We start from the raw sequence: 26,269 nt of genomic DNA on the forward strand, positions 1-26,269 counted from the left end.
ACTGGAGTGAGCGATCCTCTGGGAACCGCGGTTCGCCGCCTCGCCATTCATCTGGGGCAATTGCCCCACTTCGTTTATGTTCGTCTAGCGACTGCTTGGTCGTTGGGCGGCACATCACTACACGAGTTACCGCACCGTGAGACGGCGGTACCAGCTACACCGCACGATTGACCGCGTCCAAATTTCAATATTGAGACGCCTACCCATAAGTTTATCAAATTTGTCGGTGAAGCTAATTGTATAGATGGCTGTTCCGACGGAAGGCGATCGTGATGTCTCCGTACGACTGTCCGCAGGCGGACAGCCGTCGGTTCGTGACGGCGTGCCGCCGGAGCAGGTGGTGTCTGTGCTGTTCGAAACCGGAATCGAGGAGTGGCGACGCGGGTGGCGCAGTTCGGCTGGTTCGGAACCGTCCAGGGAAGCGATCGTTTCCGTGAGCGACACCACCCGCGGAGCGGCGGCGACGACGCAGGTCGTTCCTGGGCGACGCCTCGCGTACACGATGCTTGATGCGTCCGCGCCGCTCGACCGCGTGGTCGACGCCGTTTCGGCGCACGTCGACGACGCAGAGGGACGAGTGCCAACGATTGTTGTCGACGACATTGCGCCGATGCTGGCCGAACGGGGGATCACTGCGACCAGATCGCTCGTCGCTGCGCTCCGTGATCTGAGCGGCGGTACCACGCTCGTCGTGGGCTGTTCGTACCTCCCGGAGCTCGCCGCCGATGTCGGAGCCCTGTTTGATCCGACAACCGACGTTGAACGGGTTGATCACCCTCTCGTCGAAGCCGTCATTCGGCTGCGACGAGAGGACCCGACGACGTTTGGGTACGTGCGCCGACACTGGGCGGAGGCGCGTGAGGGGGTAGAACGGTGTACGCGAAACTATCCGCAGTCGCGGCAGATCCACACTGCGCTCCCTGCTCCGGAGACGACACCCCGGACACTCGGTGCGGCACTGTCCGGGCTCGTACGACTCGGCGTACTCGACACGTGGGGTGAGACCGTTGGCCCGACGCGGTACGACCTTACTGCCTACGATCCCGAGCGAATGTGGATGGTTGCCGCGGTTCTCTCAACGTCCGTCACTGAAGCCGATTCAGATGAGGAGTCGACGCCAGACGGTGACGACTGAGGGATCGATCGATTTGGGCCGTCGAAAGACTGCGTCTACTCGGCGGACGCTCCGCTCGGGGCGTCGAGGTCGTGTGACACCACCGTGCCGTCCGGCGTGAGAGTGACCGTCCCGAGCGTGACCGTCTCTCCCGTGTCAAACTGGTCGGCGACGACGCCGAGAACGGTCTGCTGATCGAGTAGGTCCCACACGGTCTCCGCGACCAGCGACTGAAACGCCTCGGGGTCGGTCCACCCGGAGTCGACGTCCGACGGGACGTGGACGACGAACTGGAGTTCGTCTTCGGTGAGGTGGATCCCGACGCCGAACGTGTCTGCGCACATGCGGGACGGTTCGATCCGACGCCGCAAATCACCGTCGGGACGGAGCCGAGCAGGTCTCCCCGTCTCGAAACCGGTAAGCGACGGGCCCCGAAACGAGGCGTCGAAGGCATGTCGACCGAACCACGAGTACCGCCGGCGGCCGCCCTCGCGACCGCGGTCGTCGCCGTGAGCGCCGGTGCGATTCTGGTCAGGCTGAGCGAGGCCCCGAGCTCGGTGGCCGCGTTCTATCGCGTCTTGTTTACGACGCTGCCGCTGCTCCCGGTCGCGCTTTGGCGAAATCGGGAAGAGTTCGGTCAGATACGTCGTCGCGATCTGGCGTTCGCAGCGCTGGCGGGCGTCGCGCTCGCGCTCCACTTCGCCGCGTGGTTCGAAAGTTTAGAGTGGACGAGCGTCGCGGCGAGTGTCACGCTCGTCCAGGCTCAGCCGGTGTTCGTCGCGCTTGGGGCCTGGGTCCTGCTTCGAGAGCGCGTGACTCGGCGAATGGTCGCCGGCATTGCGGTCGCCGTTGGGGGGATGATCGCAATGTCCGTGGGAGACCTCCTGGGCGGCGTCCTCGTCGGCCCGCGACCGCTCTACGGGAACGGACTGGCGCTGTTCGGCGCCGTGACGGCAGCCGGGTACGTGCTCGCGGGGCGGTCGCTCAGGCAACGGATTTCCATCATTCCGTACGCGGTCGTCGTGTACGGAGTTTGTACTGCCACCCTCCTTCTGATCGTCGTCGCGGAAGGCCACTCCCTCTCCGGCTACCCGGCGCGCGAGTGGGCGCTTTTCGCGGGGCTCGCGCTTGGACCCGGGCTGTTCGGACACACCGTGCTAAACTGGGCGCTCGCACACGTGGAGTCGAGCGTGGCGTCCGTGTCGCTGCTTGGAGAACCGGTCGGCGCGACGGCGCTCGCGTTCCTCCTGCTCGCCGAAGTGCCGACTCCCGCCACGCTCGCTGGCGGCGTCGTCGTCCTCGCCGGAATCGCGCTGACCTCGACCGGCACGGCGGGCTGACGATCTCACGCCCGACACTCGGGAGTACACGTTGAAAGGCGTCCGCTGGCACGTCTCCGGATTCTCGACCGTCGAAAGCTCCGATATCGGACTCGCGATCGTCGATCGGATCGCGGACGCTCAGAGGTGAGAGATCGACGTTCGCAACGACGACGGAACGGTGTTCGAGTTCTCGTTCGGATCGGAGATAGCGGTCGCGTCCCCCTGTCGGTCCTCCTACTCGAACCGGGCGACCGTCCGGCGGTGTCGATCGCGGAACATCCCCTCGAACCCGACCTTCGCGAACGGGCCGGCGAGGTCGCCGAGCGGACCCAGCGGGAGCCGGTACGAGACCGTGTCGACGAGAAGCGTTTCGTCACCGTCGGCGTAGAAGGCGTGCGTATGCTCCCAGCGCCGGAACGGCCCGCCGACCATCTCGTCGACGAACTGCGCGCTCCCCGCCACCGGCGCGTCGCCGTCGGGCTCACGCTCCACGATCCGAGAGACCCATCGCTGTCTGGGGCTGACCCCGAACGGTCGCATCGACATACGGATCCGTGACCCCTCGGCGAGCACTGCCGGGTCCGGCTCCCCGTCGGGCCCCTCGACGCCGTCGATGCGAAGGTTCATCCAGTCCGGCGTGAGCGCACGGAGGCCGTCGATCGTGGAGTGAAACTCCCACACTTCATCGATGGGGGCGGGCACGCGGGTTGTCCGGCGGTACGTCGGCATACTGTCGCTACGAGACGACCGGGCAAAAACCCCTCTTCGGCCACCGGCGTTGCCGGCGTTTCGTTCCCGCGACGGCTCCGAAAACCGGCGCTGTCGATGACACGATATCGTTCCCTCGTCGCACGCGGACGCGCCGAACCACCGATACCGAAATCCGGATACGACCACGACGCGATGAGATTAGTAATGGAACGAGGCGCGATCGATGTCGCGGATCTGGACGGCCCGTTCGACCTTCAGGCGACCGTCGAGAGCGGACAGAGCTACCTCTGGAACCGCGACGACGGCGAGACCTACGCGGACCTCCACGCCCACGGCGGCGACGAGTGGTACGAGACGGTCGTCGCCCCCATTCACGGCGTCGTCGACGAGCGCGTGCCGGTCCGAGTCCGGCAGGAAGGCGGCGTTCACGACGGCACCCTCCACTGGGAGTCGACGACCGACGCCGTCCCGCTCCTCGAACACCTGTTCAGACTCGACGACGACCTCGACGCGATTCTCGATTCGACTCCCGATCTTCCGCTGCTCGAACGAGCGTACGACGCGTATGAAGGAATGCGACTCACCCGTGACCCGGTGTTCCCGTGTCTGATCTCGTTCATCTGTTCGGCGCAGATGCGCGTCGCGCGGATCCACGGAATGCAGCGACGCCTCAGGGAAACGTACGGTGACGTCGTCGAACTCGACGGAGCGGAGTACCACGCGTTCCCCACGCCCGAACAGCTCGCCGCCCGGACCGAAGACGAACTCCGCGACCTCTCGTTGGGGTATCGCGCGCCCTACGTCCAACGGACGGCGGAGATGGTCGCGTCGGGCGAGGCCGACCCGTTAGCCGCTGCGGATCTCCCGTACGAGGAGGCCCGCGAGTCGCTGACGCGGTTCGTCGGCGTGGGAGACAAGGTCGCAGACTGCGTGCTGCTGTTCTCGCTGGGCTTCCTCGAGGCCGTGCCGCTCGACACCTGGATCCGGACGACGATAGCGGACTATTACCCCGACTGCGAACGGGGCAACTACACCGAGACGTCCCGAGCGATCCGCGAGCGCTTCGGGGGTGAGTACGCCGGTTACGCTCAGACGTACGTGTTTTACTACCTCCGGGCGGGCGGCGAGTGAGCAGGGGCAGTGCCTGAGCAGGGTCAGCGCGTGAGCCGGGCCGATCCGTTCGTCCCCCGGATCGCGCACGCGGCCATCCGTCGAGACTGCGCTCCTCGGCCGAAGCTTGATACTCGCTCGCGTGGTACGTGTCATCGTGATGGACTGTCGAGTCGCTGTGGAGGCCGCCGTCCCGGTGTACGACGTCGGGACTGAAGACGAAGCCGTCCGGATCGCGATCTCGAAGACGGGCGAGATGCTGAATCCGGACCTCAGCTACGTCGAAATCGACACCGGGAGTCGCACGTCTCCCGCGGGCGAGGAGCTACCGCCGGCCTTCGTGGCCGCCGACGAGGCGCTCGTCGCGCTCGAACTCACCATGGACGTGTTTAACGTCGAGCGCGCCGAACACGCCAGGCGAATCGCTCGAAAGGAGATCGGACAGCGGCTCCGAAACATTCCGTTGAAAGTGCTTGACGTCGAGCAAATCGAGACGGACGACGAACAGGAGGACGCCGACGATTCCGACTCGCAGTCCGACGAGGAGTCGTAGGGCGCCGGCGAGATCCGGCGCGTAGGTGGAGCGAGGAGCGTCGCTGAAGCGGCGCGCTCAGGTCAGTGGGACTGCGACGGTGACTGACACGTGGTCGTGACTGGGAGGCTGAGGAACGGTCGGCAGCGGGAACGAAGATTCAGTCTGCGGTCGGGGCCAGCGGCTCCGAGTCGGACTCATCCATCGGCTCGGTGATTCCTTCAGTCAGCTTAAAAACGGCCGCTTTGTGATCGGTTTTCGACTTGTGAATCGATGTCGGTTTGACGCCCAGTTCTTCGTAGGCTTCGAGGTCGACGTCCTCGTTCCAGAATTCGCACTGTTTTCGTACCTCTGCGAGAAGGCCGTGAAGGTGGATGAGCTCTTGCTTCTTCATGAGTAACAGTCCTTTACTACCGGAGGGTTATATTATTATCTTGAGACACGTTACCACGGGTGATCCGCAAATTCGCCGCTTTCGGGCCATAGACGCGTATATTCGGGTTATCGATCGGGAAGAATTGACTGCCCCGTCGATCGCTTTTGCTGACATAACGCTTCGCGAGGCGGCCGTCCGTCGCGAGATGATTTTGAGGCGAGACGACTTGATCGCGTGAGGTGATCCCACTCGCGGACGTGTGCGGACCCGATTCGAAACGGTTCGATTGCGACGCGTCAAAAAATGGGTTTGCAGGCACGGCGCCCCGTTCGCCAATCGGAACCGCGACTTATTGGAACTGTTTGACCGCTTCGAGGTCGCGTTCGGTCCGCATGAACTCCGTCAACCGTCGGGTCGCGTGACAGTCGGGACAACTGAAGTTCGAGCGAAGGGCTTGGAGGTCCGCGGGGTTGTCCTGCCACTCTTTGCTGCACTCTGGGCAGACGAGTCTGACGAACGCATCAACCATGGGCAGTTGTACAGTCGGCTGGGTTAAAAACATACGTGGCGCCCACGACTGCGAAAATTTCGACGAGAAGACTCCGGATGTGGAGCGCTGCGCTCAGGCCGCCAGCTTCTCGCTCGCCTCTAAGAGCTCTTTGTAGCGGTTCCGGATGGTGACTTCGCTGATGTCAGCCACTTCGGACACTTGGCTCTGCGTCACTTTCTCGTTCGACAGGAGGGCGGCCGCGTACACCGCGGACGCCGCGAGCCCGACCGGGGACTTCCCGCTGGTGATACCGGTCTCCTTCGCGCCGTCGAGGAGCTCACGGGCCACCCGTTGGGTCTCCTCGGAGAGTTCCAGCCGGGAGACGAACCGCGGGACGTAGCTCTCGGGGTCGGCCGGCTGGACGCGCAGCCCGAGTTCGCGGATGACGTAGCGGTACGTCCGGGTGAGTTCCATCTTGTCGACCCGGGAGACGGCAGTGAACTCATCCAGGCTCCGCGGGTTCCCGACCTGCCGGGCGGCCGCGTACAGGGACGCGGTCGCGACGCCCTCGATGGAGCGGCCCGGCAGTAGGTTCTCGCTGAGCGCGCGGCGGTAGATGACCGAGGCGGTCTCGCGGACGTTGTCCGGGAGCCCGAGCGCCGAGGACATCCGGTCGATTTCGCCGAGCGCCTGCTTCAGATTGCGCTCCTTGGAGTCGCGGGTGCGGAACCGCTCGTTCCAGGTGCGGAGTCGCTGCATCTTCTGGCGCTGACTGCTCGACAGCGACTTGCCGTAGGCGTCCTTGTCCTGCCAGCCGATGTTGGTCGAGAGCCCCTTGTCGTGCATCATGTTGGTCGTCGGGGCACCGACGCGCGACTTGCTGTCCCGCTCGCCGGAGTTGAACGCGCGCCACTCCGGCCCGCGGTCGACGGAGTCCTGTTCGACGACGAGTCCGCAGTCGTCACACACCGTCTCGCCGTGTTCCGTGTCGGTGATGAGGCTCCCGCTACACTCGGGGCACGTCGTGGTCCGCTCCGCCGTCGTCGATTCGGTCTCGCCGGATTCGGTCTCCGTCGTTCGTTCTCGCTGTGTTTCCCCGCCGTAATCTCGTGTATGTGTTTCTGTCATGGGTCCCCTTCGATCGAGCTCCCGACAGAAATACTGGTGCCGGGCTCGCCGATTCGTTAACCAATAGTAAGTATCCAGAGTATATAAATGTATCGTGTGGTGAGACACCGTGTAACTCGGTCTATGTCCTCAAAACACCCGATAAACCCCGTTTTCGAAGTGACGGGGAAAACGAACAACCGTCCGAAGCCACCGTGTCGAAATAGTCGTAGTATATAAATCATGGAGGAAAACAGCTCCAGATCAGGCCGGCCTCGACCCCGGGTCTTCCCGCGTTACCGGCTTCGGCTCACCGGGAACGCCACCCGGTCCGGAGCGTCGTTGAATCGCTCGAGGATCCGCTCGTACAGCCGGTTCTTCACGCGCTGTCCCCGTCGGGGGTGCGTGAGATACCGGACGCGGAGCTCCACCCACGACTCGTCCTGCGTCACGTTCACCGTCGGACCATCGTTCACTTCCAGTTCCACCGGCGTCTCGGCGAGCGCGTCCCGGTACGCCGCGATGCCTTCGGCCATCTCGTCGCCGAGGAGGTCGCTCGCCTCCTCGGCCATAACCTCGCGCGCGAAGTCGAGATCAGTCTCGTAGGCGACCTGAATCCCGATCTCGTTCCACACGTACGGCGAGCCGCCTCCGCCGAAGTTGACGACGTTCGAGGAGAGCACGACGCTGTTCGGCACCGTCACCACCCGCCCCGACGGCTGATTCGTCGTGACCAGTTCGCCGTTGATCTCCCACAGCGTCGTCACGAGGAAATCGACTCCGATTACGTCGCCTTTCGCGTCGTCGATTCTGACGCGGTCACCGACGCCGTACGGCTGCTTGACGGTGATGTACACCCACGCGATGAGCGAGAGCAGCGGCTGTTGCAGCGCGAAGGTTATCGCGAAACCGATCACCCCGAGCGAGAACAGGAGCCCCAGCCAGTTCTCGGTCAGCACCGCCAGCGTCGCGACCGTTCCCACGAAGCCGAAGATGAGCCGGAGGAGGTTGCGCGTGTTGTACGCACGCCGCTTGTTCGGCGACTGCATCAGCACCCCGACCGCGAGACGGTACGATCCGTACAACAGCGCCCCTACCGCGACGACGAGCAACACTCGCCCCACGACGAGGGTCGCGGGATAGCCGACAAAGTCGGGCCACGTCGCGAGGACGCCGGTCGACGACACGAGGGTTCCGGCGACGGCGGCGACAACTCCGAGTGCAACGACGCCGGGCGCGAATGAACGTCTCACGCTCCGAACTAATCGGCGACCGGCAAAACCGTTGTGACGTTCGTCGCACGCGACGTTCGAGCGTTCGCTCGGGGTATCCCCGTTAGCCGTTACTCCCCGTCGACCGCGACCCGCACGATGGCGCCGGCCAGCACCTCTGTCGCGGCCGCGCAGTCCTCCCAGTCGGTCCACTCTCGGGGGTTGTGCGAGATTCCGTCCCGCGACGGCGCGAACAACAGCGAGGCGTCGGTGACCCGAGCGACGCGCATCGCGTCGTGTGCCGCGCCGGAGTGGAGATCGATCGCGGTTCGTCCGGCATCGGTCGCTGCGGCGTGGGCGGCCCCTCGAAGCCGCTCGCTCATCGGGGTCGGCGCCACGTCGAAGGGACGCTCCAGTTCGGTGTCGACCCCTCGCTCTCGCTCGAGTCGGGTGAGCGACTCGCGCGCGGCCGCGATGATCGTCTCCATCGACTCGGTCTCGACGTCGCGCACGTCCACGCCCGCCTCGACCCGCCCCGGAACGACGTTCGTCGCGTTCGGCGAGACGGACAGCGAGCCGACGGTCCCGACCGCCGAGGCGCTCGACTCCTCGACGATGGCGTTCGCGGCCGCCTCCACGTCGAGGACGAACTCGCTCGCGGCCGCGAGCGCGTCGGTCCGGTCGCCCATCGCGGTCGCGCCGGCGTGGTTGGCTTCCCCCTCGATCAGCGCCTCGCAGTGGGTGATCCCCGTGATTGTCGTCACCACGCCGGCGTCCGCGCCCGCGTCCTCCAAGACGGTGTCCTGCTCCACGTGGAGCTCGTAAAAGGCCACCCACGTCGACGGATCGATCGCGTCGTCGCCGCGATAGCCGATCCGGTCGAGTGCCTCGCCGAGCGTCTCTCCGGCGTCGTCTTCGAGAGCGAGTGCGTCCTCGACGGTCGTCACGCCCGTCGCGACCGACGAGCCCAGCAGACCGTCACCGAACGCCCCGCCCTCCTCCTCGGTGAAACTGACGACGCCGACCGGGCGCGCCGGCTCCGCGCCGGAATCTTGTATCGCCCGGACCGCCTCCAACGCGGCGTACACACCGAGCGGGCCGTCGAAGATTCCCCCTTCGGGAACGCTGTCGAGGTGGCTCCCGCTCACGACGGGGGCGGCCGCGGGGTCCGCGGAGTCGGGAGTCCACGTTCCGAGGATGTTCCCCACCTCGTCGACGGCGACGTCGAGGTCGGCCGCCTCCAGCCGATCGATCAGGCGGTCGCGGGCGGCCTCGTTCGCCGCGCTCCCGGTCCGGTTTGTCCGCCCGCGCTTCTCCGAATCGTCGTACTCCACTCGACCGAACGCCGCGTTCGCCTCCAGGTCCGCACGGAGGCGCTCGGCGTCGACTGGCAAGTCCATACCTGAGTCAGCGCGCCACCGGACCAAAACGATGCGTGGTCGCGGCCGGCGACGCGAGAGCGGATCCGCATACACCGCCTGACAGAGACCAAAGACACTTAGCACGCCCTCGAGTCAACGATAGCGATGTCCCCGATACTGCTTCAGCCGGGGGTGGCCGGCGCGGTCTCCCTGCTCATCGGTCTGGTAGTGCTGCTCGCACAGATCGGTATCGTCGTCTGGATATACTTCGACGCGCAGAAGCGCAGCGACCACCCCGCGATCCTGTGGGCTCTCGTCGCGTTCCTCGCGCCGTTGCTCGGTCTCGTGCTCTACTTCATCATCGGCCGAAGGTAGAACGGCGCTCAGACGCCCCGTAACAGTTCAGTCACGCCCGCCGTTTCTGCGACCACCCACGCGACGAACAGCGCGTACGCCGCGAGCAAGGTGTACGATTCGCGGCTCGTGAGCGACAGGTCCGTCCGGAGCGCCGCGAACAGCAGCACCGTCGCCGCCGTGAGCACGCCGAACATCGGGACGGCCGTCGAGAAGTTGACCTCGACGCGACCGACGAGGAGCACCCCGAGCGGGATAGCGACGAGGAGGTCAAACGTGTTCGACCCGAGCACGTTCCCGAGGCTCGTCGCGCCACGGCCCGCCTCGGCCGTCCGGAGGCTCACCAGCGTGTCGGGGAGGCTGGTGGCCGCCGCGACAATCGTGACGCCCGCGAGAAACTCCGGGATGCCGAACGTCGTCCCGAGCGACTCGACGGACGCGACGAGGCGCTCGACGGTCACCACGATGACGAGCAGTCCGGCGGCGAGCTTCCCCCACTCCCGGCGGATATCGACGCCGTCCCGGACCGTCTCCATGTCGGCGTCGCCGACGTCTTGGTACTGAATGAACAGATAGAGCCCGTACAGCGCCAGCGGGATGAGCGCCAGCGGTCGGGTCAGTTCGCCCGCGATCGCCTCCGAGGGGACCGGTACGTAGATGACGGCGAGAGAGAACGTCACGACGAGGGCCGCGACGGAGATCATGTAAAACTGCGCCTCCTTGTACACGATAGTCCGGCTGGACTCCAGCGGACCCTCCGCGTTGAGCCCCGACAACGCGGGGATGACGAGGATGTTGAAGATGGCGGAGCCGACGAGCGCGCCGACGCCCATATCGAACACTCCGACGAGGGCGGTGACGAGTACGCTCACCAGTTCCGGGAAGCTCGATCCGACGGCGACGACGACCGAGCCTTGGACCACCGCCGGCAGTCCGTAGTACCCGGAAAGCGTCTCGGCCGCCTCTTCGAGCCACCCGCTGCCGACCCAGATGGCGGCGGTCGCACCGACTATCACCGCGACGTGGACGAGCGGGGATTGCGGGAGGAGGTCGCCGAGCACCGACTTACCTCACGTGTCGCCCAGCGAACTCCCACAGCTCGTCCGCGATGGCGTCGTCGAACTGGTCCCGCGTCACGCGCCATTCCCAGTTGCCCTCGACGGTCCCCGGCTCGTTGAACCGCGCCTCGCTGCCGAGCCCGAGCAGGTCCTGCATCGTCGTCATCGCGAGGATCGCCTCCGAGCGCCACACGTCCTCGATGGCCTCCCACTCGGAGCCGCGGTCGCCGTCGGCACCGACGTTGTATCGGAAGCAGTCGCGCTGGCGCTCGGGGAGGTCCTCGAAGTAGCCCACCCAGGTGTCCGTGTCGTGAGTGGAGGTGTAGCCGACGACACCTTCGGGGTAGTGCATCGGCTGATACTGATTCCCCTCCTGACACCAGTCGGCGTACTGCGGGACGCGCATACCGGGAAAGCCGAACTCGGCCATCAGGTCGTCCATCGCGGGTTCCTCGAAGCCGAGGTCCTCGGCGATAAAGGGCGCCTGTCCGAGTTCGCGCTCCACCGTCTCGAACAGGTCGCGCCCCGGTCCCTCCCGCCACTCGCCGGCGGCCGGATCGTCGCGGTCGGCCGGGATCGCCCAGTACTTCACGAACCCGAGGAAGTGGTCGAGTCGCGCCACGTCGGCGAGGTCGAACAGCCGTCGGAACCGGGCAATCCACCAGTCGTAGTCGCGCTCGGCGAGCCGCTCCCAGTCGTAGACGGGGTTCCCCCAGCGCTGTCCGTCATCGCCCGGGTTCGGCGGCACGCCCGCGACCTCGGTCGGTCGATTTGCCTCGTCGAGCCGGAACGCCTCGGGATTCGCCCACACGTCGGCCGAGTCGAGCGCGACGTAGATCGGCACGTCGCCGACGATTGAGACGTCCTCCTCGGCCGCGACGCTTCGGAGTTCGCGCCACTGCCGGTCGAAGGTCCACTGGACGAACTCCCGGAACCGGATCTCGGTCGCGTGATCCTCGCGCACCTCGGCGAGCGCCTCTGGGTCGCGAGTCCGGAGCGGCTCCGGCCACTCTACCCACGTATCCTCCTGACGGGCCTCCGAGAGCGCCCGGAACACCGCGTAATCGTCGAGCCACGGCTCGCGCTCACGGAACGCGTCGAGTTCGGTCTCCGCCTCGGGGTCGTCCGCGGCGTCGAAGCGATCGAACGCGGCGCGCAACAGCGGAAGCTTGTACTCTCGGACCGCGCGGTAATCGGCCCGGTCATCTGGGAAGTCGGGAACCGGTTCGAGGTCCGTCTCGTCGAGCCAGCCGTCGGCGACCAGTCCGTCGAGGTCGATGAGGAGGGGATTCCCGGCGAACGCCGACGGCGACTGGTACGGCGACTCCCCGGCGCCGTTCACCGTCGGACCGATCGGGCAGATCTGCCAGTGATCGACGTCGGCGTCGCCGAGGAACGAGAGGAACGCCGCGGCGCCGTCCCCGAGATCACCGATCCCGTGTCGTCCCGGCAGCGAGGTCACGTGGCAGAACACGCCGTCGGAGCGATCGAATCGCATGGGTTCCCCTGCGACCCCCACCGACTCAAACGTTGCGTCCGAACAGCGATCTGAAATGTCTCGCCAGCGCGGTCGGATCAGTCCTCGTCGCCTCCCGCCCGCCACGCGACCGCGTCGGCGGTTTCGAGTCTGATCGGCTCCGCGTCGTCCCCCAACGCGGCGTTCAGATCCGGCGCCGCGAGCGCGACGGTCCAGTCGCTCCCCACGGCGCTGTCGTCCCCGTCGTCACTCGTGTCGTCGATGTCGAGGTCCTCCAGAACGCTCGTCGGCGACACCGTTACCGGGGTTCCTTCGACGTTGCAGGCGACGAGTAGCGCCTCCCCGCCTTCCGGAGCGCGTCTGAGCGCCTGGTACACCACGGTGCCCTCGGTGGGGTGGCGGTAGCCGAACGCCTCGCCGCGGCCCGGGTCGACGTCGTCTCGGAGCCACGGCCGCGACTGGCGAAACTCGCGGACGCGGCGGTCGAACGCGGTCCGTTCGTCGCCCTGCTCGCTCTCCCACCGGTCCAACACGAGATAGTCGGCCACGTCCGCGCTCCACGCGAACGAGAACGCTTGGAGGTCGGCCGCGGTGAGTTCGGCGGCGTCGCCTCTCTCAGCGCTCGCGACGTCGGCTCCCGACAACGGTGTCCCCTGCACGGTCAGCAGTTCCGCGACGAGGTCCACGTCGTAATCGGTCGCGTCGATAAGGGCCGCGAGCGTCGTCACGAACTCCTTCAGATCCGCGCGGGCCTCGAAGCCGAGCGCCTTCAGTCGCGGGAAGGCGTCCGCGTCGTCGAACGACCCCTCCGGAACGTGCCAGTCGATCCACGGTGCCTCTTCGGCGACGACCTTCACGTTCCACGTCGGGTCGGTGTCCCGGACGAACCCCCACGGCGCGCGGTAGTTCGCGTGGAGAAAGTCCATCGGAACGCCCGGCATCGCGACGTGGAACCAGAGGAGCGCGGCGGGGCTGTCGTACGCCTCGCGGATCGTCTCCGGCGGCGAGTCTGCGAGATAGGGATTGATCAGCGCGCCGCCCCAGTCGTCGGTCACCTCGACCTGCGAGCCGCGCCGCAACGTGTCGTGGTTGGCGACGCCGGTGATCCACTGACTCCCCATCTCGCCGACCTCCCGCATGCGCCACCACTTCGTCGCCCAGAACGTCAGGAGCGCCGGCTTGTTGTGCGCGAACGTCACGGGCGACCACTGGAACGCGTGCGGGTGTTGGTCGATCAGCGTTCGATACGTCGACGCGAGCTCCCAGTCCTCCCGCGGCCACGGTCGGCCGTCCTCGTAGATCATCCACGGACGGAACTCGGTCCCGGCGACCTCGTGCGTCACCCGGTCCATCTCGGCGAGGAACGCGTCGTCGTGGACTTGCTCGCCCGTCTCCTCGTCGTGGTACGTGAAGTCCTGCGCGCCGTCGATCCTGATGCCGTCCGCGCCGAAGTTCGCCTTCCGACGCTGCAACTCGAGGAGAACCGCCCGAACGACCGGCTGGCGGTAATCGAGATGGAGGCCGTACATCCCGGGCCCCTCGAAGAACGGCTCGGGGAGCAGTTCGGCCGCCGCCTCGTCCGCGTGTCCGAGCGCGAGGTCGAAGACGACGCGGATCGGGTCCGGCATCGCGTGACAGGCGGCGATGAACTCGACGAGTTCGTCCGGGCGTCCCGTCTCCAGTATCGCGGGGTTCGCGGCCGAGAATCCGCTCACGACGACGTCGTACCCCCAGTTCGTCTGGTCGGGGCGCTCGAGGCCGACCGTCACCCGCTCCGCGCCGCGCTCTCGGTCGAACGCCGACGCGGGGTCGGCGGGGCCGTCGCCGTCTCCGTCCTCGTGCGTTCCTCCCGGGCGCCAGTACCACTGCCGCCCGTACGCCTGCGTCAGCGGCTCGACCGGCATGAGCTGGACCGCGTCGTACCCCGCGTAATTGCGCTCGTGAGGCGCGAGCGACTCCTCGGCGCGGAGCTTCTCGCCGACGGACTCGAACCGCTCTGCGAGGGCCGCGAGCGACCCCGCCTCGGTGGAGGTGCCGGGATGTATCTCCAGCATACTCGTCGCGGGGTCGACCCGCGGGAGCCCGTCGTCCTCGGTCGTCGGGAGCGCCTCGTCGTCGGTTCCGAGCGAGTCGAAGTGGTCGCGGTCCGGTCGGGTCGCGTCCAGCCGGGGCCAGTCGTACGCCTCGGCCGGCGCGAACGCGCCGAACGGAACCGAGTACGCGAGGGGGTCCCGGACGGTGTCCCACCCGCCGTCGGGCGTCCGGTACGCGAGCTGGTAGAGCGCGCCGAGCTCCTCGCGAGTCCCCACCGGAATCCCCTCGACGGCGACCCAGTGGAACTCGCCGTCGCGCTTCGTCGGCAGGCGGTCGACGCGAAACGCGGCCTCGCGGAGGTCGTCGCGGCCGAGATCGATTGCCGGCGTCTCGCCGTCCTCTCCGTCCCCGCGCTCGTCGCCCTCGACGGGCGTGAACAGCTCCAGCCGCACGTCGTCGACGGGGACGCCGGCGTCGACGAGGTCGGGCGTCCAGAAGCCGAAGGCGACGCCCTCGGGCGGGTCCGTCGACGGGTCGGCCCCGTCCGGACGGATCGGGTGCGCCCCGAGCCGCTCTGCGACCGATCGGGCCGCCTCGAACCGGTCGGCCGCGGCCTCGCGGTCGTCTCGCGAACGCTCGACGAGCGCGGCGGTTCGCTCCGGGAGGACCACGGGCGGAGCGTCTTCGGGGGCGCCCCCGCTTTCCCCGCTCATTTCGTCGTCTCTCGCACGACAGCGACCGCCTCGACGCGGATCCGCTCGGTGCCGTCGCCGTCGACCACGACGCAGTCCGTCCCGTCGACGAGGTTGCGGTCGGCGTGGTCGGTCTCGACCGCGACGCTCGCCGCCTCGGGCGCGAAGTTGAGGGCGACGATCAGCGACTCGTCGCCGTCGCTCCGGCGGAACGCCACCACGTCGTCGGGGTGGACGTCGCCGCTGGCGACGATCGGTCGCTCGTCGAGGTCGCCGCTGGCGACGTGGTACTCGACGCGGTCCAAGTCACCGTTGGGGCCCAGCGCCGGGTGGTCGGCACGGGTCGCGAGCAGGCGCTTGTAGCGCTCCCGCACTTCATCGCGCGCGTGGTCCCACGCAATCGCGTCACGGCGACCGCGCTGGCCGATCTCCTGGCCGGCGTACACCATCGGAACGCCGGGGAGGGTGAACGTCGCGGCGCCGGCGGCGGCCGCGGCCGCGTCTCCACACTCGACGCGATAGCGCGTCTCGTCGTGGTTCTCGATGTATTGGAGGAACCCCGCGTGATCGGGAAACCCGATCTGCGCGCGCTGGTTGATCGCGTCCAAGAGCGACGTAGCGGGCTCGGCGCCGCGACCAACTTGGCGGAGCTGGAAGTACAGCGTCGCGTCGAAGTGGATGTCGAACATCCCCTCGTGGAAGCCGGGGATGTACGGAATCGTCTCGTCCATCAGCAGGAACTCGGGGTCCTCGTCTTTCACCCGGTCGCGCAACTCGCGCCAGAACGAGTCGGGGACGGCCCACGCCATGTCACAGCGGAACCCGTCGACGAGGGGGGCCCACTCGTCGACTACGTCGAGCAGGAAGCGTCGCACGTCCAGGTTCGCGTGATTCAGATTCGCGATCAGTTCCCAGTCGAAGTACGTCCCCGGCTCGCCCGACTCCTGCCACTCGTAGCGGTCGCGGAACGGGGAGTCCGGATTCTGGTAGGCGTCTCGGAACCACTCGTGATCCCGCGCGGTGTGGTTGGCGACGAAGTCGAACAGCACTCGCATTCCGTGGTCGTGGGCCGTCTCGATGAGCGCCTCGTAGTCGTCGCGGTCGCCGAGGTCCTCGGCCACCTCGAAGAAGTCGACGATGTTGTACCCGTGGGGCTTCCCGTCGTGCTGGAGGACCGGGGTGAGCCACAGCGTGTCGACGCCGAGCGAAGCGATATCGGGAATCCGGTCCGCGATCGCGGAGAACGCTTCGCCGTCGTCGGCGTCAGCGAACGTCCGGACAAACACCTCGTAGACGGTCGCGTCCGTCGTCCACTCTGGCGGCTGGTTGAGGCGAACGGTCTCGAACGTCGGGGCGTCTGCGTCGACCGGGGTCGTTAGCTCCGGATCGGTAGGGTCGGTCCCCGTCGCGCCCGCCAGTTCGGTGCGGTCGGTGCGTTCGACCGCGACAGCGTCGGCGACGCTCACCCGCGGCTCGCGGTCAGGCTCCCGAGCGACCGCGACCCCGTGGACGCGCAGTCGATCGGGCACAGTGTCGGCCGGAATCCGGAGCGTTCGCTCGTCGTCGCTCGTCCGAAGCGCGTCTCGGGGGTTTCGGCGCCCCTCCGCGACCGCCTGCTCAACGTCTCGGTCGTCGACGACGAAGGTGACCGCGAGGTCCGATGCGTCGAGGGCAGAATCAGGATTCGTTGCGGGCGTCGCGCTGACGACGATTTCGGTCGACTCGTCTCCCTCGGATCCCGATTCGACCGTCGCGTCGAGTCGGACTCGCGGACGTCCGACTCCCTCGTGACTTTGCTCGGCGGCGTACTCGATGGCGGCGTGGTCTGTGTCCCGGTCGCGGATCGCCGTGCCGCTCCCCCCGGCGACGTCGACGCCCTCGTAGCTCGCCGGAAACGCGCGAATCGTCAGCAGGTGGTCGCCGTCGGGTGCGGTGAGGCCGATTCGGTATCGGCCGGGAACGTCCGGCGTGAACGTCGTCACGGCTCGTTCGCCGACAGTCGCCTCGCTGTCCGGCGGGGCGTCGGCGACCCGCCACTCGTACTCGGCGGCGGGGTCTGGGTCCCGCGGCGCCAACTGGGTCGACTCCCCGGTCGAGAGGAACCTGGGGGGTCCAGGATGATGCATGAACAAGCCATCAACACCCGGGGTCTTTGTTATTGCTCTTCCTATTCCCAATTGGATCGAGCGGTGGCCGACGTTCGTCAAGGCTTTTACCCCAGGAATCACAGAGCGACTATGCGACTGCGAACCGCTCTCACGGAGCACGAACGTCGACGCGGCGAGCGCTATCCGGCGGAGCGTCCCACGACCGCCGGCGCGTTCACGGGCGACGACGGCCGTCTGGTCCACGTGGGGCCGGACGGCACCGTCCACGACTGTTCGTACTCCCTTTCGGGAGTCGGCGGAGCCGACCGGCTCCGAATGGGGATCACGGCCGGTCGCGGGGTCCGCTGGTTCGACGAACTCACAACAACCCGCCAGCACTACGACGACGACACGCCCCTCGTCGAGACGGAGTACGACGCGGGTCGATACACGATTCACCAGTTCGACCTGGTCGTGAGCGACACGCACCTCACGCACGTCGAACTTCGCGGGGCGCCGCCGGCGGACGCCGAACTCGTGGCTGCCTGCGCGTTCTCACCGGACATGGTCGAGGGACGCGTCGGCAACCTGGTCCACGAGGCAGCCGGCCCGGACGACGGCAGCGTCGTCGAGGTGTACCACCGGAACGAACACGACTTTTTGACGGCTTCGACGGGCCTCTCGGCGGCTCACGGCCAGCGGCTCCGCACGATCACGGAACTGCTCGGAGAGGACGAGGCGGGCTTCCCCCACCGCGGGGAGATTGACCAGCGCGAGGACTCTCGGCTCACGCCCGACGTCGTCGTCCGCGCTCCGTTCGAGCGCGACGGCCGGACCGAACGGGTCACGCTGGCGAGCCGTGCCGTCCTCGATCGGCGCGAAACGCGCGAGACCGGCGACGACGCCATGGATGCGATCTCCGACGGCCCCAACCGACAGCGGCGGATCGAGGAGCTCTCTCGGATCGCGACGGCCTACCCCGACGCGGACGACCTCCGCGAGGCCGCTGCGGGTCGCGGACCGACTGTCCCCGCGGACGTCCCGCGACGGGGCGTAATCACGAGCGACCTCCGCGCGCTCGACCTGTTGACCGCCGAATCTGGCGCCCGGATCGCCGCCCCCGAGTTCGACCCCTTCTACTCGACGTCGGGCGGGTACGGCTACACGTGGTTCCGGGACGAGGCGGAGACCGCGACCGCGTTGTTACATGCGAGTGAGGAACTCGACCTCGAAGCGGACGAGGAACTGCTCGCGACCGCCTCGTTCTTCTGCCGCACGCAGGACGCGGACGGCTCGTGGCCGCACCGCGTCTGGGCCGACTCGGGCAAGGTCGCCCCGGGCTGGGCGAACGCCCGGATCGAAGGCGCAAGCGGGACTGCCGGACCGAACGACCAGCTAGACCAGCCGGCCGCCGTGGTCACCTTCCTCGCCCGGCTCCGCCGAACGACGGACCTCCCCGAGGAGTGGCGAGTGCGGATAGACGCGACGATCGCCGACGCGCTCGTCTTCCTCCGCGAGACGACCGAAGAGGACGGGCTTCCGCGCCGTTGTCAGAACTGCTGGGAGAACGCCCTCGGCCGGTTCACGCACACCGGCGCGGCCTACCTCCGCGCGTTCGCGGCGGTCGCTCGCGCGCCGGTCGACGACGAAACGCGCGTCGCGGCGGCTGCGGCGGCCGACGAGGCCCTCGACGGGCTCGACAACCGCTGGAATCCCGACACCGGACGGTTCCCGCAGCGCGCCAGCGCAGAGAGCAGCGACTCGCGCGCCGACGCCAGCACGTTCGCACTCGCGAGCGCCGTCGTCGAGTACGCCGGGCTGCGCGAGGAGCGCACCAGCGTCGACGGCACGGTCACGGACGGCTCCGGTGCCGCGGTCACCGCGGCGGGCTTCGAGTTGTTCTTCGATCACGTGCGGGAGCACGTCCTGAACTCGGTCGATACCCTCCGCCGCGAGACGGCAGACGTCGAGGGACTCGTCAGATTCACCGGCGACGACTGGCGCACGGCGGAGCAGGGCGCTGCGAAGGTGTGGTCGATCGCGACCCTGTGGGGCGCGACGGCGGCCGCTTCGCTCGCCGGACTCGTGAGCGAGCGCGACGAGGACGCGACGAAACTGTTCGACGCGGCCCGCGAGCTGTACACGCTTTGTGAACCCGACGGCCCCTTCGTCAACGACGCCGGGCTCTTCGCGGAGCAGGTGTTCGACAACGGTGACCTCGACAGCGCGACACCGATCGGCTGGTCACACGCACTCCGTATCGACGCCACCGTGACGCTCGCGAAGCACGGTGCGCTCCCAATCCCGCACGACACGCCGACAGGCCCGGACGAGGCGCCTCACTGGACGACCGGCCGGAAGTTCGGCGTCGGCACCCCGGCCGACCACGGAAGCGACGACCCGGTCCCGGTCTGGTTCACCCTGAGCGAGGGGGCGTTCACCGAGGCCCGGTTCCCCCGGATCGACGTGATGAACATCCGCACGTTCGACTTCCTCATCGCGGACCCGGACGCGGGATACACCGTTCGAACCTTCGACGAGACGAGCCACGTGACGACCACGGAGACCGTCGAGCGCCGGACCGACCCCACCGTCGACGACGCGCTCGCGTACACGCAGACGATCCGAGAAACCGGCGACAGCCACGGGCACGAGTGGACGCTGACGGTCGAGTACGCGGTCGACACCGACGGTGACGCGGTCCTCGCGGACGTCGAGTTCGAGGGCGGCCGCGAGTACGACGTGTACGCCCTTGTCGACACGACGATCACGAACGTCGGGACGAACGACCGCGGCGACCGCATCGGCGACGACGACGGGTACCATCTGATCGCGCGAAACGACGACGCGAGCGAGCGGCACACGGGAAAACTCGTCGACGATGAGGGCGATTCCTTCGAGGTTGCGCTGGCGCTCGCCAGCGACGACCGCTTCGAGTGGGCCAGCGTCCTCGAGGCCGGCGGCGAGGAGTCGACCGCTCTCTTCGGCGACGGCGAACGCGGCGAGGGCTCCACGGAGGCGGCGGGGAACGTCGTGCTCGCCGGCCTCGTCGGGAGCGGGACGAACGTCTCGGACACCGTCGCGCTCGGATTCGCCGAAGAGGCCGACACCGCGGCCGCGCTCGGTGAGGCTCGCGGCGCCATCTCGCGCGGGTTTACGAACGTCGCCGACGCGTACGTCGAGACGTGGCGCGAGTGGCTCGCGGGCCGCGAGTTCCCGGACTCGGTGACCGGCGACGCGGAGTTGGAGACGCAGTACCGGTTCGCGCTGATGACGCTCGCGGCCGTCGAGGACAAGCGCCACGACGGCGCCGGGATCGCCAGCCCGTCGGTGCCGTGGGGCGAGACGGAGTACGCCGCGGAGGACCGCGGCTACGGCTACAACTTCGTGTGGTCGCGCGACCTCTATCAGGTGTTCACCGCGCTGATCGAGGTCGGCGAGGTCGAGCGCGGTGCGGACGCGCTCGCGTACCTCTACAACACCCAGCAGGACGAGGACGGCTTCCTCCCGCAGAACACGTACATCAACGGCCGCACGCGGTGGGGCGGCGAGCAGATGGACAACATCGCGTTCCCGTCGGTGATGGCGTGGCAGCTGTACGAACACGGGGTCTCACCGACGGACGCGAACTACACGTACGACCAGGTTCGGCGCTCGCTCGGCTACATCGCGGTCAACGGTCCCGAGACGGCTCAGGAGCGCTGGGAGGAGGAGGCGGGCTTCTCGCCGTCGAGCATCGCCGCCGAAATCGCCGGACTCGTCTGCGGCGCCGCGCTCGCGCTCTCGGAGGCCGAGCGGATCGAGGACGGCGGCGCGGCCGGCGATGCCGGTCCGAGCGACCCCGACGCACTCCGCGCCGACGCGCTCGCGTGGCTGGGCCTCGCTGACGACTGGGCCGAGCGGGTCGAATCGTGGTGTGCCACGTCCACCGGCACGGAGCGACACGCGGAGACCCCGTACTACCTCCGAGTCACGGCCGCCGGCGACCCCGAGTCCGGGCGGCCCCGAACGATCGCTAACGACGGTCCGACCTACGACGAGCGGGAAATCGTCGACGGCGGGTTCCTCGAACTCGTCCGGCTTGGGGTGAAGCCCGCGGACGATGAGACGATCCAGAACTCGGTTGCCGTCGTCGACGACTCGATCCGTGTCGACACACCGCACGGCCCCGCGTGGTACCGCTACGTGGGCGACGCCTACGGCGAGATAGCCGCCGGCGACCCGGGTGCGCCGTGGGCCGGCACCGGCGACGGCCGGGGACGGCTCTGGCCGATCTTTACCGGTGAGCGGGGCGAGTACGAACTCCGCGCCCGCGCCGACGGCCCCGACTCCTTCGGCGGCACCGACGAGGACGCGCTCGAGCCCGACGCCCTCCTCGAGACGATGGCCGGCTTCGGCAACTCCGGACGGATGCTGCCAGAGCAAGTGTGGGACCGCGAGCACCCGACCGACTACGGGTGGGAGTTCGGCGAGGGAACTGGGGGGGCGACGCCGCTCGCGTGGACGATGGCCGGCTACATCCGCCTCGCGCACGGCGTCGACGCGGGGGAACCGGTTGAGACGCCAACCGTCGTCCGAGAGCGGTACGTCGAGCGCGACCGAACCGCGGCGCCCGACCTCACCGCGAGCGCCGAGTACGCGGCCGAGGATCTGATCGTCTCGGGCGAGACGACCGGCAACGCGGTCGCGGTGTACGCCGCCGACGGCTCCACGCTGGCGACGCCAGACGACGGCGAGTACGAGGTCCGACTCGACGCCGACATCGACGTCGACACGGTGGTCGTCGCGGCGGCGACTATCGACGGCGACGCCGCGTTCGACGAGTTTGTCGGCGCCGGGACGTCGGTCGAGCGGCTCCGCCTGTAACGGGTTCGCGGTCGGGTTTTCTCGGAACGGTCGGCCTTACCCGAGTGCGGTCACACGAACCTCGTGGATCTTCCCGTTCGACGTGCCGTCGTCACCACCGTCAGCGACGTCAAATGCAACAGAGTCGACGATCGACGCTCGGACCTGTTCGCGCCACGCCTCGACGGCCTCGGCATGCCGGTTCCGCCGCGTTTCGACGTCGGCGTCGGGGTGTTCCGCCGCGGTCTCGTCGACCTCTGGGTACGGCGGGACCGACGCGACGAGCGATCGCGGGTCGACGTGAATCGGCGCGCGGGTGTCGTCGCCTTCGGTCCTCTCGCTCTCGGGTCCGTCAGCGTCGCGGACGTGTAACCTGGCGCGCATTCGGCCGGAGAACGGCGGCGTCACCCGGAGCACGACCTCGCGGTTGCTCCGGAGCGTCGCCTCGAGTGCGCTCGCGACATCTCCGCGGTGGACCGCTATCGACCGAATTCGCTCCGGTCCGTTCGCGTCGTCGTCAGTCATCGCCACCCGACCACTCCGCGTCCGAGAGCGTGCGTTGGACCGCCTCTTCCCCGACGGCCCCGGCGAGGTGTTCGAAGCCGGCGCGGACGCCGCGGTCGGTCGCGTTCGCGACGAGTCGCGAGACGATGAACTCGGGCGTCGACTTGCCGACCGTCCCGAAGCGCGGCTGGTAGTCCACGCGTAGTTCGAGGTCGTTCGTGAGCCCTTCGGCGAAGATGCCGTCGATTCGGGCGGCCTCGGGGAGCGGGCTCAGGTCTTCCGCGAGGTGCGTGACGTACACGCCGAGCGCGCCTCGCTCGACGGTGAGCGTCACGAGGCCGTTCAGCAGGTCGGCGGCCCGTCCCGGCTCCGTGATCGCCTCGAACTCGTCGACGAGCATCAGCGTCCGTCCGTCTTCGACCAGCGGTGGAACCACCGACTTCAGCGTCGACTCCAACACGCCGGCGTTGAACGAGGCGTGCCGCCGGTGGAAGACGATGCGGTCGAACGAACCGACTTCGGCCGCCTCGGCTGGTACCGGGAGCCCCATCGACGCGAGCAGCGCCACCGCGCACACCGTCTCTAAGAGCGTCGTCTTCCCGCCCGAGTTCGCGCCGGTGAGCACACTCACCCGATCGCCGGTCGGCGGCGCGTCGGCGCTCGCGACGCCAGCGTCTCCCGCGAGCGAGTGATCACCTATCGCGTACGAGACCGGCTGCACGTCGCCGGGGATGAACGGGTTGCGGGCGTTTCGCACCGCGAGACCGTCGTCGACGAGCGTCGGTCGAACGAGGTCCGCTGCGGCGGCGAAGCGCGCGAGTGACAGGAGGAACGCGGCGTCCGAGACCGCCTCGACCGCGCGCGCCACGCTGCTCTCTGCCGCCGAGTCCGCTTCCGCCCCCTCGTCGCTATCGCCGCCTTCCGCCCCCTCGTCGCTATCGCCGCCTTCCGCCCGCACCCCACCGATCCGCTCGCGAATGTCGGCGGCGACGGTCGCCTCCCGCTCCGCGACTGCCTCCTCGAGTTCCGCCGCGAGGTCACGGAGCGTCGCCGAGACGAAGTCGGCCGCGTCGAGCGCATCGTCGGGCGCGACCGAGCGCACCGTCGCCGGGTCGACGCCGGTCTCGTTGGCGACGTGGTCGATTGTCGCGGCCTCCAGCGCCTCGAAGTCCCGGAGCGAGCCGTCACGGACCGCGTCGAGCACGTCGAACGCCGAATTCGCCAGCCCCTCGGCCGCGTCGCGCTGATCGCGCAGCCGGTCCAGCTCCGCGTCGGCGCCGCGAGCAACCTCGATCGCTCCGCCGTCGCCGTCACTCCCGCCGCCCGTCAGATCGATCGACCCGCGCACGTCGGCCAGGGCGTCGGCGGCGTCTCGAAGCGCCGCCGTTTCCAGTTCGCCGATCGCTTCGAAGGGGTGATCGTCGAGTCCGACCTCTTGGAGGACGACGGCGGTCTCGACGGCCGCGAGGTCCGACCCCTCGGCTTCGTCGTACGCGTCGAACGCTTCGATCAGGCGTTCACGTTCGGCCTCGGCGAGCCCCGTCCACGCGTCCCGCGCGGCGACGACCTTATCGAGACGAGTCTCGATCGCCTTGCGGTCGGTAAGCGGGGTCAACACCCGTATCCGGTCGGCGGCGTGATCCGTCAGGGCGTGGCCGGCGGCCAGCGAGAGTAGGTCGTCGTACACCGATCGGGTGTCGGCAGTCGCGAGGACGTCCATGCCGGCCTCGCCGTTGGCACGGCGGAGGATTCGCGTCGCGCGGCCGCGGTGGAGTCCGGCGTCGACGAGCGCTCTGACGTCGGCCGACTCGATCGCCTCGACCGCCCGCGAGGTCCCCAGCGCCGAGACGAGCTGCTCGCTCGTCTTCGGGCCGATCCCCCAGTAGTCCTCGAGTCGCATACCTCGACGTATCGGCGCGGCGTCTTGGCGTTTTCGTCGGCCGTCCCCGCTACGCGACCGCCGCGGTCGCCAGCGTCAAACCCAGGCAGTCGCTACGGTGGCCCATGGCGACAGAACTCGCGGACGGTGTGTGGCAGTTCGAGCTGCGCGGCGTCAGCGCGTACCTCGTCGACGATGACGTGCCCACGCTCGTCGACGCCGGGACGCCGTGGGACGAGACGGCGATCCGGGAGGGGCTCGCGGACGCCGGCGTCGACGTCGAAGACATCGGCCGCGTGCTGCTGACGCATTACGACCTCGACCACGTCGGGACGCTCGCGGCGCTGACGCCGGAGCTCGACGCGACGGTGTACGCGGGCGCGTTCGACGCGGCGATCCTCCGGGGCGAGCGGTCGCCGCCCTGGCGGAACCACAAGGGTGCGCTCCAGCGACTCACCGGACTGCTCACGACGCTTCCGAACCTCGATATCGAGGCCGTCGACGACGGCGAGCGCCTCGGGTCGTTCACCGCGTTCCACACGCCCGGCCACACGCCGGGACACGTCGCGTACGTGAGCGAGGAACTCGATGTCGCGCTGCTCGGTGACCTCGTCTCGGAGTCCGACGGCACACTCGACCCCTCCGAGTGGCTCATCAGCTACGACACGGACCGCGTGTTGAACAGCATTCGAGAGCTGTCCGCCCGTGCTCCACCCTTCGAGGTGGCCTGCGTCGGCCACGGCGACCCCCTCGCGAGGGGTGGAAGCGAGGCGCTCGCGGCGCTCGCGGCTCGGATCTGAAAATCGGCTAACCGCGCGGGCGGTTTTACCGCGACTGCCGGTAGATCAGGTTCCGCTGGATGTCGTTTGCGCCCTCGTAGATCACCGGAATGCGCACGTCGCGGTAGACGCGCGCGATCCGGCGGTCGGTCAGGTTCGACCGGCCGCCGTGGAGTTTCATCCCCTTCTCGGCGCAGTCGGTGGCGACTTCGGTGGACTTGGTCTTGGCCAGCGCGGCCCAGTACCCTGCGTCGTCGTTGTTCGCGACCTTCTCGCACGCGCGCCAGTTGAGCGCACGCGCCGACTCGAAGCCGATCCGCATGTCGGAGATGGTGTGTTGGACCGCCTGAAACTCGTTGATCGTGCGACCGAAGGCTTTGCGCCCGTGGACGAACTCTTCGGCCTCCTCGATGGCGGCGGCGGCGAGCCCCAACCCGTGGCCCCCGACGATCACGCGACCGTGGTTGAAGAAGTCCGCGAGGACGTAGAAGCCGCCACCCTCGCTGCCGACGACGTTCTCCTCGGGAACGAAGCAGTCCTCGAAGACGATGTGGCCCTGCTTGGAGGCGCGCATTCCCATCTTCTCGGGGATGTGCTCCGCCTCGTACCCATCAGAGTCGGTCTCGACGATGAACAGCGTGTAGTTCGAGTAGCGGTCCTCGCCCTCGCCGGTCTTCGCGTAGACGGTGAGCCAGTCGGCCTCGACCGCGTTGCCGACCCAGTACTTCTCGCCGGTGAGTTCGTACCCGCCCTCGACCTTCTCGGCTTTCGTCGTCATCCCCGCGAGGTCGGAGCCGGTCTCGGGCTCCGAGACGGCGAGTCCCGAAATCTGATCGTTTTCGGCCACCGGACGGAGGTACTCCTCCTTCTGCTCGTCGGTGCCGTACTGCTCGACCATCTCGCAGCCGAAGCTCGCGAGCTGAAGGGTGAGCGCGATGCCGGCGTCCGCACGGTAGAACTCCTCGGCGATAGCCAGAATCTGCGCCAGGTCGAACCCCTTCCCGCCGTACTCCTCGCCGATGTCCTGTGCGATGAGTCCGGCGTCCATGCCGGCCTCCAGCACCTCCCACGGGTAGTCGCCCGACTTGTAGTACGCCTCTGCGTTCGGCTCGATGTGCTCGGCGGCGAACTCACGGGCCTGTGCCTTCACGTCCCGTGCGTGCTCCGGCACGATGCTGTCGTCAAGTAGGTCCATGTTTACACCGTGGTCCGGGCGCTCAAAACAT

21 protein-coding genes are annotated in these 26,269 nt (G+C 68.0%); 7 read left to right on the plus strand and 14 right to left on the minus strand.

Translation table 11 applies throughout. The annotated features are described in order from the left end of the window. Positions 1 to 244 precede the first annotated feature (244 nt). On the plus strand, positions 245 to 1,135 hold the full coding sequence (locus tag ACNS84_RS15850; RefSeq protein WP_435075836.1) for a hypothetical protein: 891 nt from the start codon (positions 245 to 247) through the stop codon (positions 1,133 to 1,135). 35 nt (positions 1,136 to 1,170) lie between these two features. Here the strand turns inward: ACNS84_RS15850 and ACNS84_RS15855 are convergent, their stop codons facing one another. Next, positions 1,171 to 1,458, minus strand: a complete 288-nt coding sequence (locus ACNS84_RS15855) for a DUF8124 family protein (protein ID WP_435075837.1) — start codon at positions 1,456 to 1,458, stop codon at positions 1,171 to 1,173. Positions 1,459 to 1,566: 108 nt separating this feature from the next. Here ACNS84_RS15855 and ACNS84_RS15860 point away from each other — a divergent pair, with 108 nt between their 5' ends. Continuing rightward, positions 1,567 to 2,454, plus strand: a complete 888-nt coding sequence (locus ACNS84_RS15860) for a DMT family transporter (protein ID WP_435075838.1) — start codon at positions 1,567 to 1,569, stop codon at positions 2,452 to 2,454. 216 nt (positions 2,455 to 2,670) lie between these two features. On the opposite strand, the gene ACNS84_RS15865 is transcribed toward ACNS84_RS15860, so the two are convergent. Further along, on the minus strand, positions 2,671 to 3,165 hold the full coding sequence (locus ACNS84_RS15865) for an SRPBCC family protein (protein ID WP_435075839.1): 495 nt from the start codon (positions 3,163 to 3,165) through the stop codon (positions 2,671 to 2,673). Positions 3,166 to 3,351: 186 nt separating this feature from the next. Here ACNS84_RS15865 and ACNS84_RS15870 point away from each other — a divergent pair, with 186 nt between their 5' ends. Continuing rightward, complete coding sequence (locus tag ACNS84_RS15870) at positions 3,352 to 4,278, plus strand: DNA-3-methyladenine glycosylase family protein (protein WP_435075840.1); 927 nt, start codon at positions 3,352 to 3,354, stop codon at positions 4,276 to 4,278. 139 nt (positions 4,279 to 4,417) lie between these two features. After that, positions 4,418 to 4,810 carry a DUF555 domain-containing protein gene (locus ACNS84_RS15875; protein ID WP_435075841.1) on the plus strand — a complete coding sequence of 131 codons (393 nt, stop codon included), beginning with the start codon at positions 4,418 to 4,420 and terminating at the stop codon, positions 4,808 to 4,810. A 139-nt stretch (positions 4,811 to 4,949) separates the two neighbouring features. Here ACNS84_RS15875 and ACNS84_RS15880 read toward each other — a convergent pair whose 3' ends face one another. From ACNS84_RS15880 to ACNS84_RS15900, 5 genes are all read right to left on the minus strand, one after another. Continuing rightward, positions 4,950 to 5,183: a UPF0058 family protein gene (locus ACNS84_RS15880; RefSeq protein WP_435075842.1), complete on the minus strand. Its 234-nt coding sequence runs from the start codon at positions 5,181 to 5,183 to the stop codon at positions 4,950 to 4,952. Positions 5,184 to 5,514: 331 nt separating this feature from the next. Further along, positions 5,515 to 5,694, minus strand: a complete 180-nt coding sequence (locus tag ACNS84_RS15885) for a DUF7836 family putative zinc-binding protein (RefSeq protein WP_435075843.1) — start codon at positions 5,692 to 5,694, stop codon at positions 5,515 to 5,517. A gap of 93 nt (positions 5,695 to 5,787) precedes the next feature. Continuing rightward, entirely contained in the window at positions 5,788 to 6,783 is a 996-nt protein-coding gene (locus ACNS84_RS15890) for a transcription initiation factor IIB (protein ID WP_435075844.1), read from the minus strand. 275 nt (positions 6,784 to 7,058) lie between these two features. Further along, positions 7,059 to 8,015, minus strand: coding sequence for a mechanosensitive ion channel family protein (locus tag ACNS84_RS15895; protein WP_435075845.1), 957 nt, complete (start codon positions 8,013 to 8,015; stop codon positions 7,059 to 7,061). Positions 8,016 to 8,104: 89 nt separating this feature from the next. Then, on the minus strand, positions 8,105 to 9,373 hold the full coding sequence (locus ACNS84_RS15900; RefSeq protein ID WP_435075846.1) for a Zn-dependent hydrolase: 1,269 nt from the start codon (positions 9,371 to 9,373) through the stop codon (positions 8,105 to 8,107). A gap of 126 nt (positions 9,374 to 9,499) precedes the next feature. On the opposite strand from ACNS84_RS15900, the gene ACNS84_RS15905 reads away from it, so the two are divergent. Beyond that, positions 9,500 to 9,709: a PLDc N-terminal domain-containing protein gene (locus tag ACNS84_RS15905; RefSeq protein WP_435075847.1), complete on the plus strand. Its 210-nt coding sequence runs from the start codon at positions 9,500 to 9,502 to the stop codon at positions 9,707 to 9,709. A gap of 8 nt (positions 9,710 to 9,717) precedes the next feature. On the opposite strand, the gene ACNS84_RS15910 is transcribed toward ACNS84_RS15905, so the two are convergent. The 4 genes from ACNS84_RS15910 to malA form a co-directional block, all read right to left on the minus strand. Continuing rightward, positions 9,718 to 10,749, minus strand: a complete 1,032-nt coding sequence (locus ACNS84_RS15910; RefSeq protein WP_435075848.1) for a sodium:calcium antiporter — start codon at positions 10,747 to 10,749, stop codon at positions 9,718 to 9,720. Between the two features lie 4 nt (positions 10,750 to 10,753). Next, on the minus strand, positions 10,754 to 12,244 hold the full coding sequence (gene malQ, locus ACNS84_RS15915) for a 4-alpha-glucanotransferase (RefSeq protein WP_435075849.1): 1,491 nt from the start codon (positions 12,242 to 12,244) through the stop codon (positions 10,754 to 10,756). Between the two features lie 77 nt (positions 12,245 to 12,321). Further along, positions 12,322 to 14,970 carry a glucosylglycerol hydrolase gene (gghA, locus tag ACNS84_RS15920; protein WP_435075850.1) on the minus strand — a complete coding sequence of 883 codons (2,649 nt, stop codon included), beginning with the start codon at positions 14,968 to 14,970 and terminating at the stop codon, positions 12,322 to 12,324. Next, positions 14,967 to 17,075 (minus strand): alpha-amylase MalA, encoded by a 2,109-nt coding sequence (malA, locus tag ACNS84_RS15925; RefSeq protein WP_435075851.1) that lies wholly within the window; start codon positions 17,073 to 17,075, stop codon positions 14,967 to 14,969. Before malA ends, gghA begins: the two co-directional genes overlap by 4 nt. 111 nt (positions 17,076 to 17,186) lie before the next feature. Between malA and ACNS84_RS15930 the strand changes: the two genes are divergently transcribed. Continuing rightward, positions 17,187 to 21,902 carry a DUF7997 domain-containing protein gene (locus ACNS84_RS15930; protein WP_435075852.1) on the plus strand — a complete coding sequence of 1,572 codons (4,716 nt, stop codon included), beginning with the start codon at positions 17,187 to 17,189 and terminating at the stop codon, positions 21,900 to 21,902. Positions 21,903 to 21,938: 36 nt separating this feature from the next. Here the strand turns inward: ACNS84_RS15930 and ACNS84_RS15935 are convergent, their stop codons facing one another. Beyond that, entirely contained in the window at positions 21,939 to 22,406 is a 468-nt protein-coding gene (locus tag ACNS84_RS15935) for a DUF8009 family protein (RefSeq protein WP_435075853.1), read from the minus strand. Next, the gene (locus ACNS84_RS15940) at positions 22,399 to 24,285 is read right to left on the minus strand and encodes a MutS-related protein (protein ID WP_435075854.1); all 1,887 of its coding nucleotides are present in this window, start codon (positions 24,283 to 24,285) and stop codon (positions 22,399 to 22,401) included. Before ACNS84_RS15940 ends, ACNS84_RS15935 begins: the two co-directional genes overlap by 8 nt. Before the next feature lie 104 nt (positions 24,286 to 24,389). Between ACNS84_RS15940 and ACNS84_RS15945 the strand changes: the two genes are divergently transcribed. Continuing rightward, a complete protein-coding gene (locus ACNS84_RS15945) occupies positions 24,390 to 25,064 on the plus strand; it encodes an MBL fold metallo-hydrolase (RefSeq protein WP_435075855.1) in 675 nt (224 codons plus the stop codon). 25 nt (positions 25,065 to 25,089) lie between these two features. Here ACNS84_RS15945 and ACNS84_RS15950 read toward each other — a convergent pair whose 3' ends face one another. Further along, positions 25,090 to 26,238: an acyl-CoA dehydrogenase family protein gene (locus ACNS84_RS15950; RefSeq protein WP_435075856.1), complete on the minus strand. Its 1,149-nt coding sequence runs from the start codon at positions 26,236 to 26,238 to the stop codon at positions 25,090 to 25,092. Between the last annotated feature and the right edge of the window lie 31 nt (positions 26,239 to 26,269).

Origin of the sequence: Halorubrum wangae, from assembly GCF_051194135.1 — an archaeon.
In the GTDB taxonomy this organism is placed as follows: Archaea; Halobacteriota; Halobacteria; order Halobacteriales; family Haloferacaceae; genus Halorubrum.

Bases quoted from the DNA above. Each gene is read 5' to 3' on its own strand.
- ACNS84_RS15850 (WP_435075836.1), top strand. From the start codon at position 245: ATGGCTGTTCCGACGGAAGGCGATCGTGATGTCTCCGTACGACTGTCC.
- ACNS84_RS15855 (WP_435075837.1), bottom strand. From the start codon at position 1,458: ATGTGCGCAGACACGTTCGGCGTCGGGATCCACCTCACCGAAGACGAA.
- ACNS84_RS15860 (WP_435075838.1), top strand. From the start codon at position 1,567: ATGTCGACCGAACCACGAGTACCGCCGGCGGCCGCCCTCGCGACCGCG.
- ACNS84_RS15865 (WP_435075839.1), bottom strand. From the start codon at position 3,165: ATGCCGACGTACCGCCGGACAACCCGCGTGCCCGCCCCCATCGATGAA.
- ACNS84_RS15870 (WP_435075840.1), top strand. From the start codon at position 3,352: ATGGAACGAGGCGCGATCGATGTCGCGGATCTGGACGGCCCGTTCGAC.
- ACNS84_RS15875 (WP_435075841.1), top strand. From the start codon at position 4,418: ATGGACTGTCGAGTCGCTGTGGAGGCCGCCGTCCCGGTGTACGACGTC.
- ACNS84_RS15880 (WP_435075842.1), bottom strand. From the start codon at position 5,183: ATGAAGAAGCAAGAGCTCATCCACCTTCACGGCCTTCTCGCAGAGGTA.
- ACNS84_RS15885 (WP_435075843.1), bottom strand. From the start codon at position 5,694: ATGGTTGATGCGTTCGTCAGACTCGTCTGCCCAGAGTGCAGCAAAGAG.
- ACNS84_RS15890 (WP_435075844.1), bottom strand. From the start codon at position 6,783: ATGACAGAAACACATACACGAGATTACGGCGGGGAAACACAGCGAGAA.
- ACNS84_RS15900 (WP_435075846.1), bottom strand. From the start codon at position 9,373: ATGGACTTGCCAGTCGACGCCGAGCGCCTCCGTGCGGACCTGGAGGCG.
- ACNS84_RS15905 (WP_435075847.1), top strand. From the start codon at position 9,500: ATGTCCCCGATACTGCTTCAGCCGGGGGTGGCCGGCGCGGTCTCCCTG.
- malQ (WP_435075849.1), bottom strand. From the start codon at position 12,244: ATGCGATTCGATCGCTCCGACGGCGTGTTCTGCCACGTGACCTCGCTG.
- gghA (WP_435075850.1), bottom strand. From the start codon at position 14,970: ATGAGCGGGGAAAGCGGGGGCGCCCCCGAAGACGCTCCGCCCGTGGTC.
- malA (WP_435075851.1), bottom strand. From the start codon at position 17,075: ATGCATCATCCTGGACCCCCCAGGTTCCTCTCGACCGGGGAGTCGACC.
- ACNS84_RS15930 (WP_435075852.1), top strand. From the start codon at position 17,187: ATGCGACTGCGAACCGCTCTCACGGAGCACGAACGTCGACGCGGCGAG.
- ACNS84_RS15935 (WP_435075853.1), bottom strand. From the start codon at position 22,406: ATGACTGACGACGACGCGAACGGACCGGAGCGAATTCGGTCGATAGCG.
- ACNS84_RS15940 (WP_435075854.1), bottom strand. From the start codon at position 24,285: ATGCGACTCGAGGACTACTGGGGGATCGGCCCGAAGACGAGCGAGCAG.
- ACNS84_RS15945 (WP_435075855.1), top strand. From the start codon at position 24,390: ATGGCGACAGAACTCGCGGACGGTGTGTGGCAGTTCGAGCTGCGCGGC.
- ACNS84_RS15950 (WP_435075856.1), bottom strand. From the start codon at position 26,238: ATGGACCTACTTGACGACAGCATCGTGCCGGAGCACGCACGGGACGTG.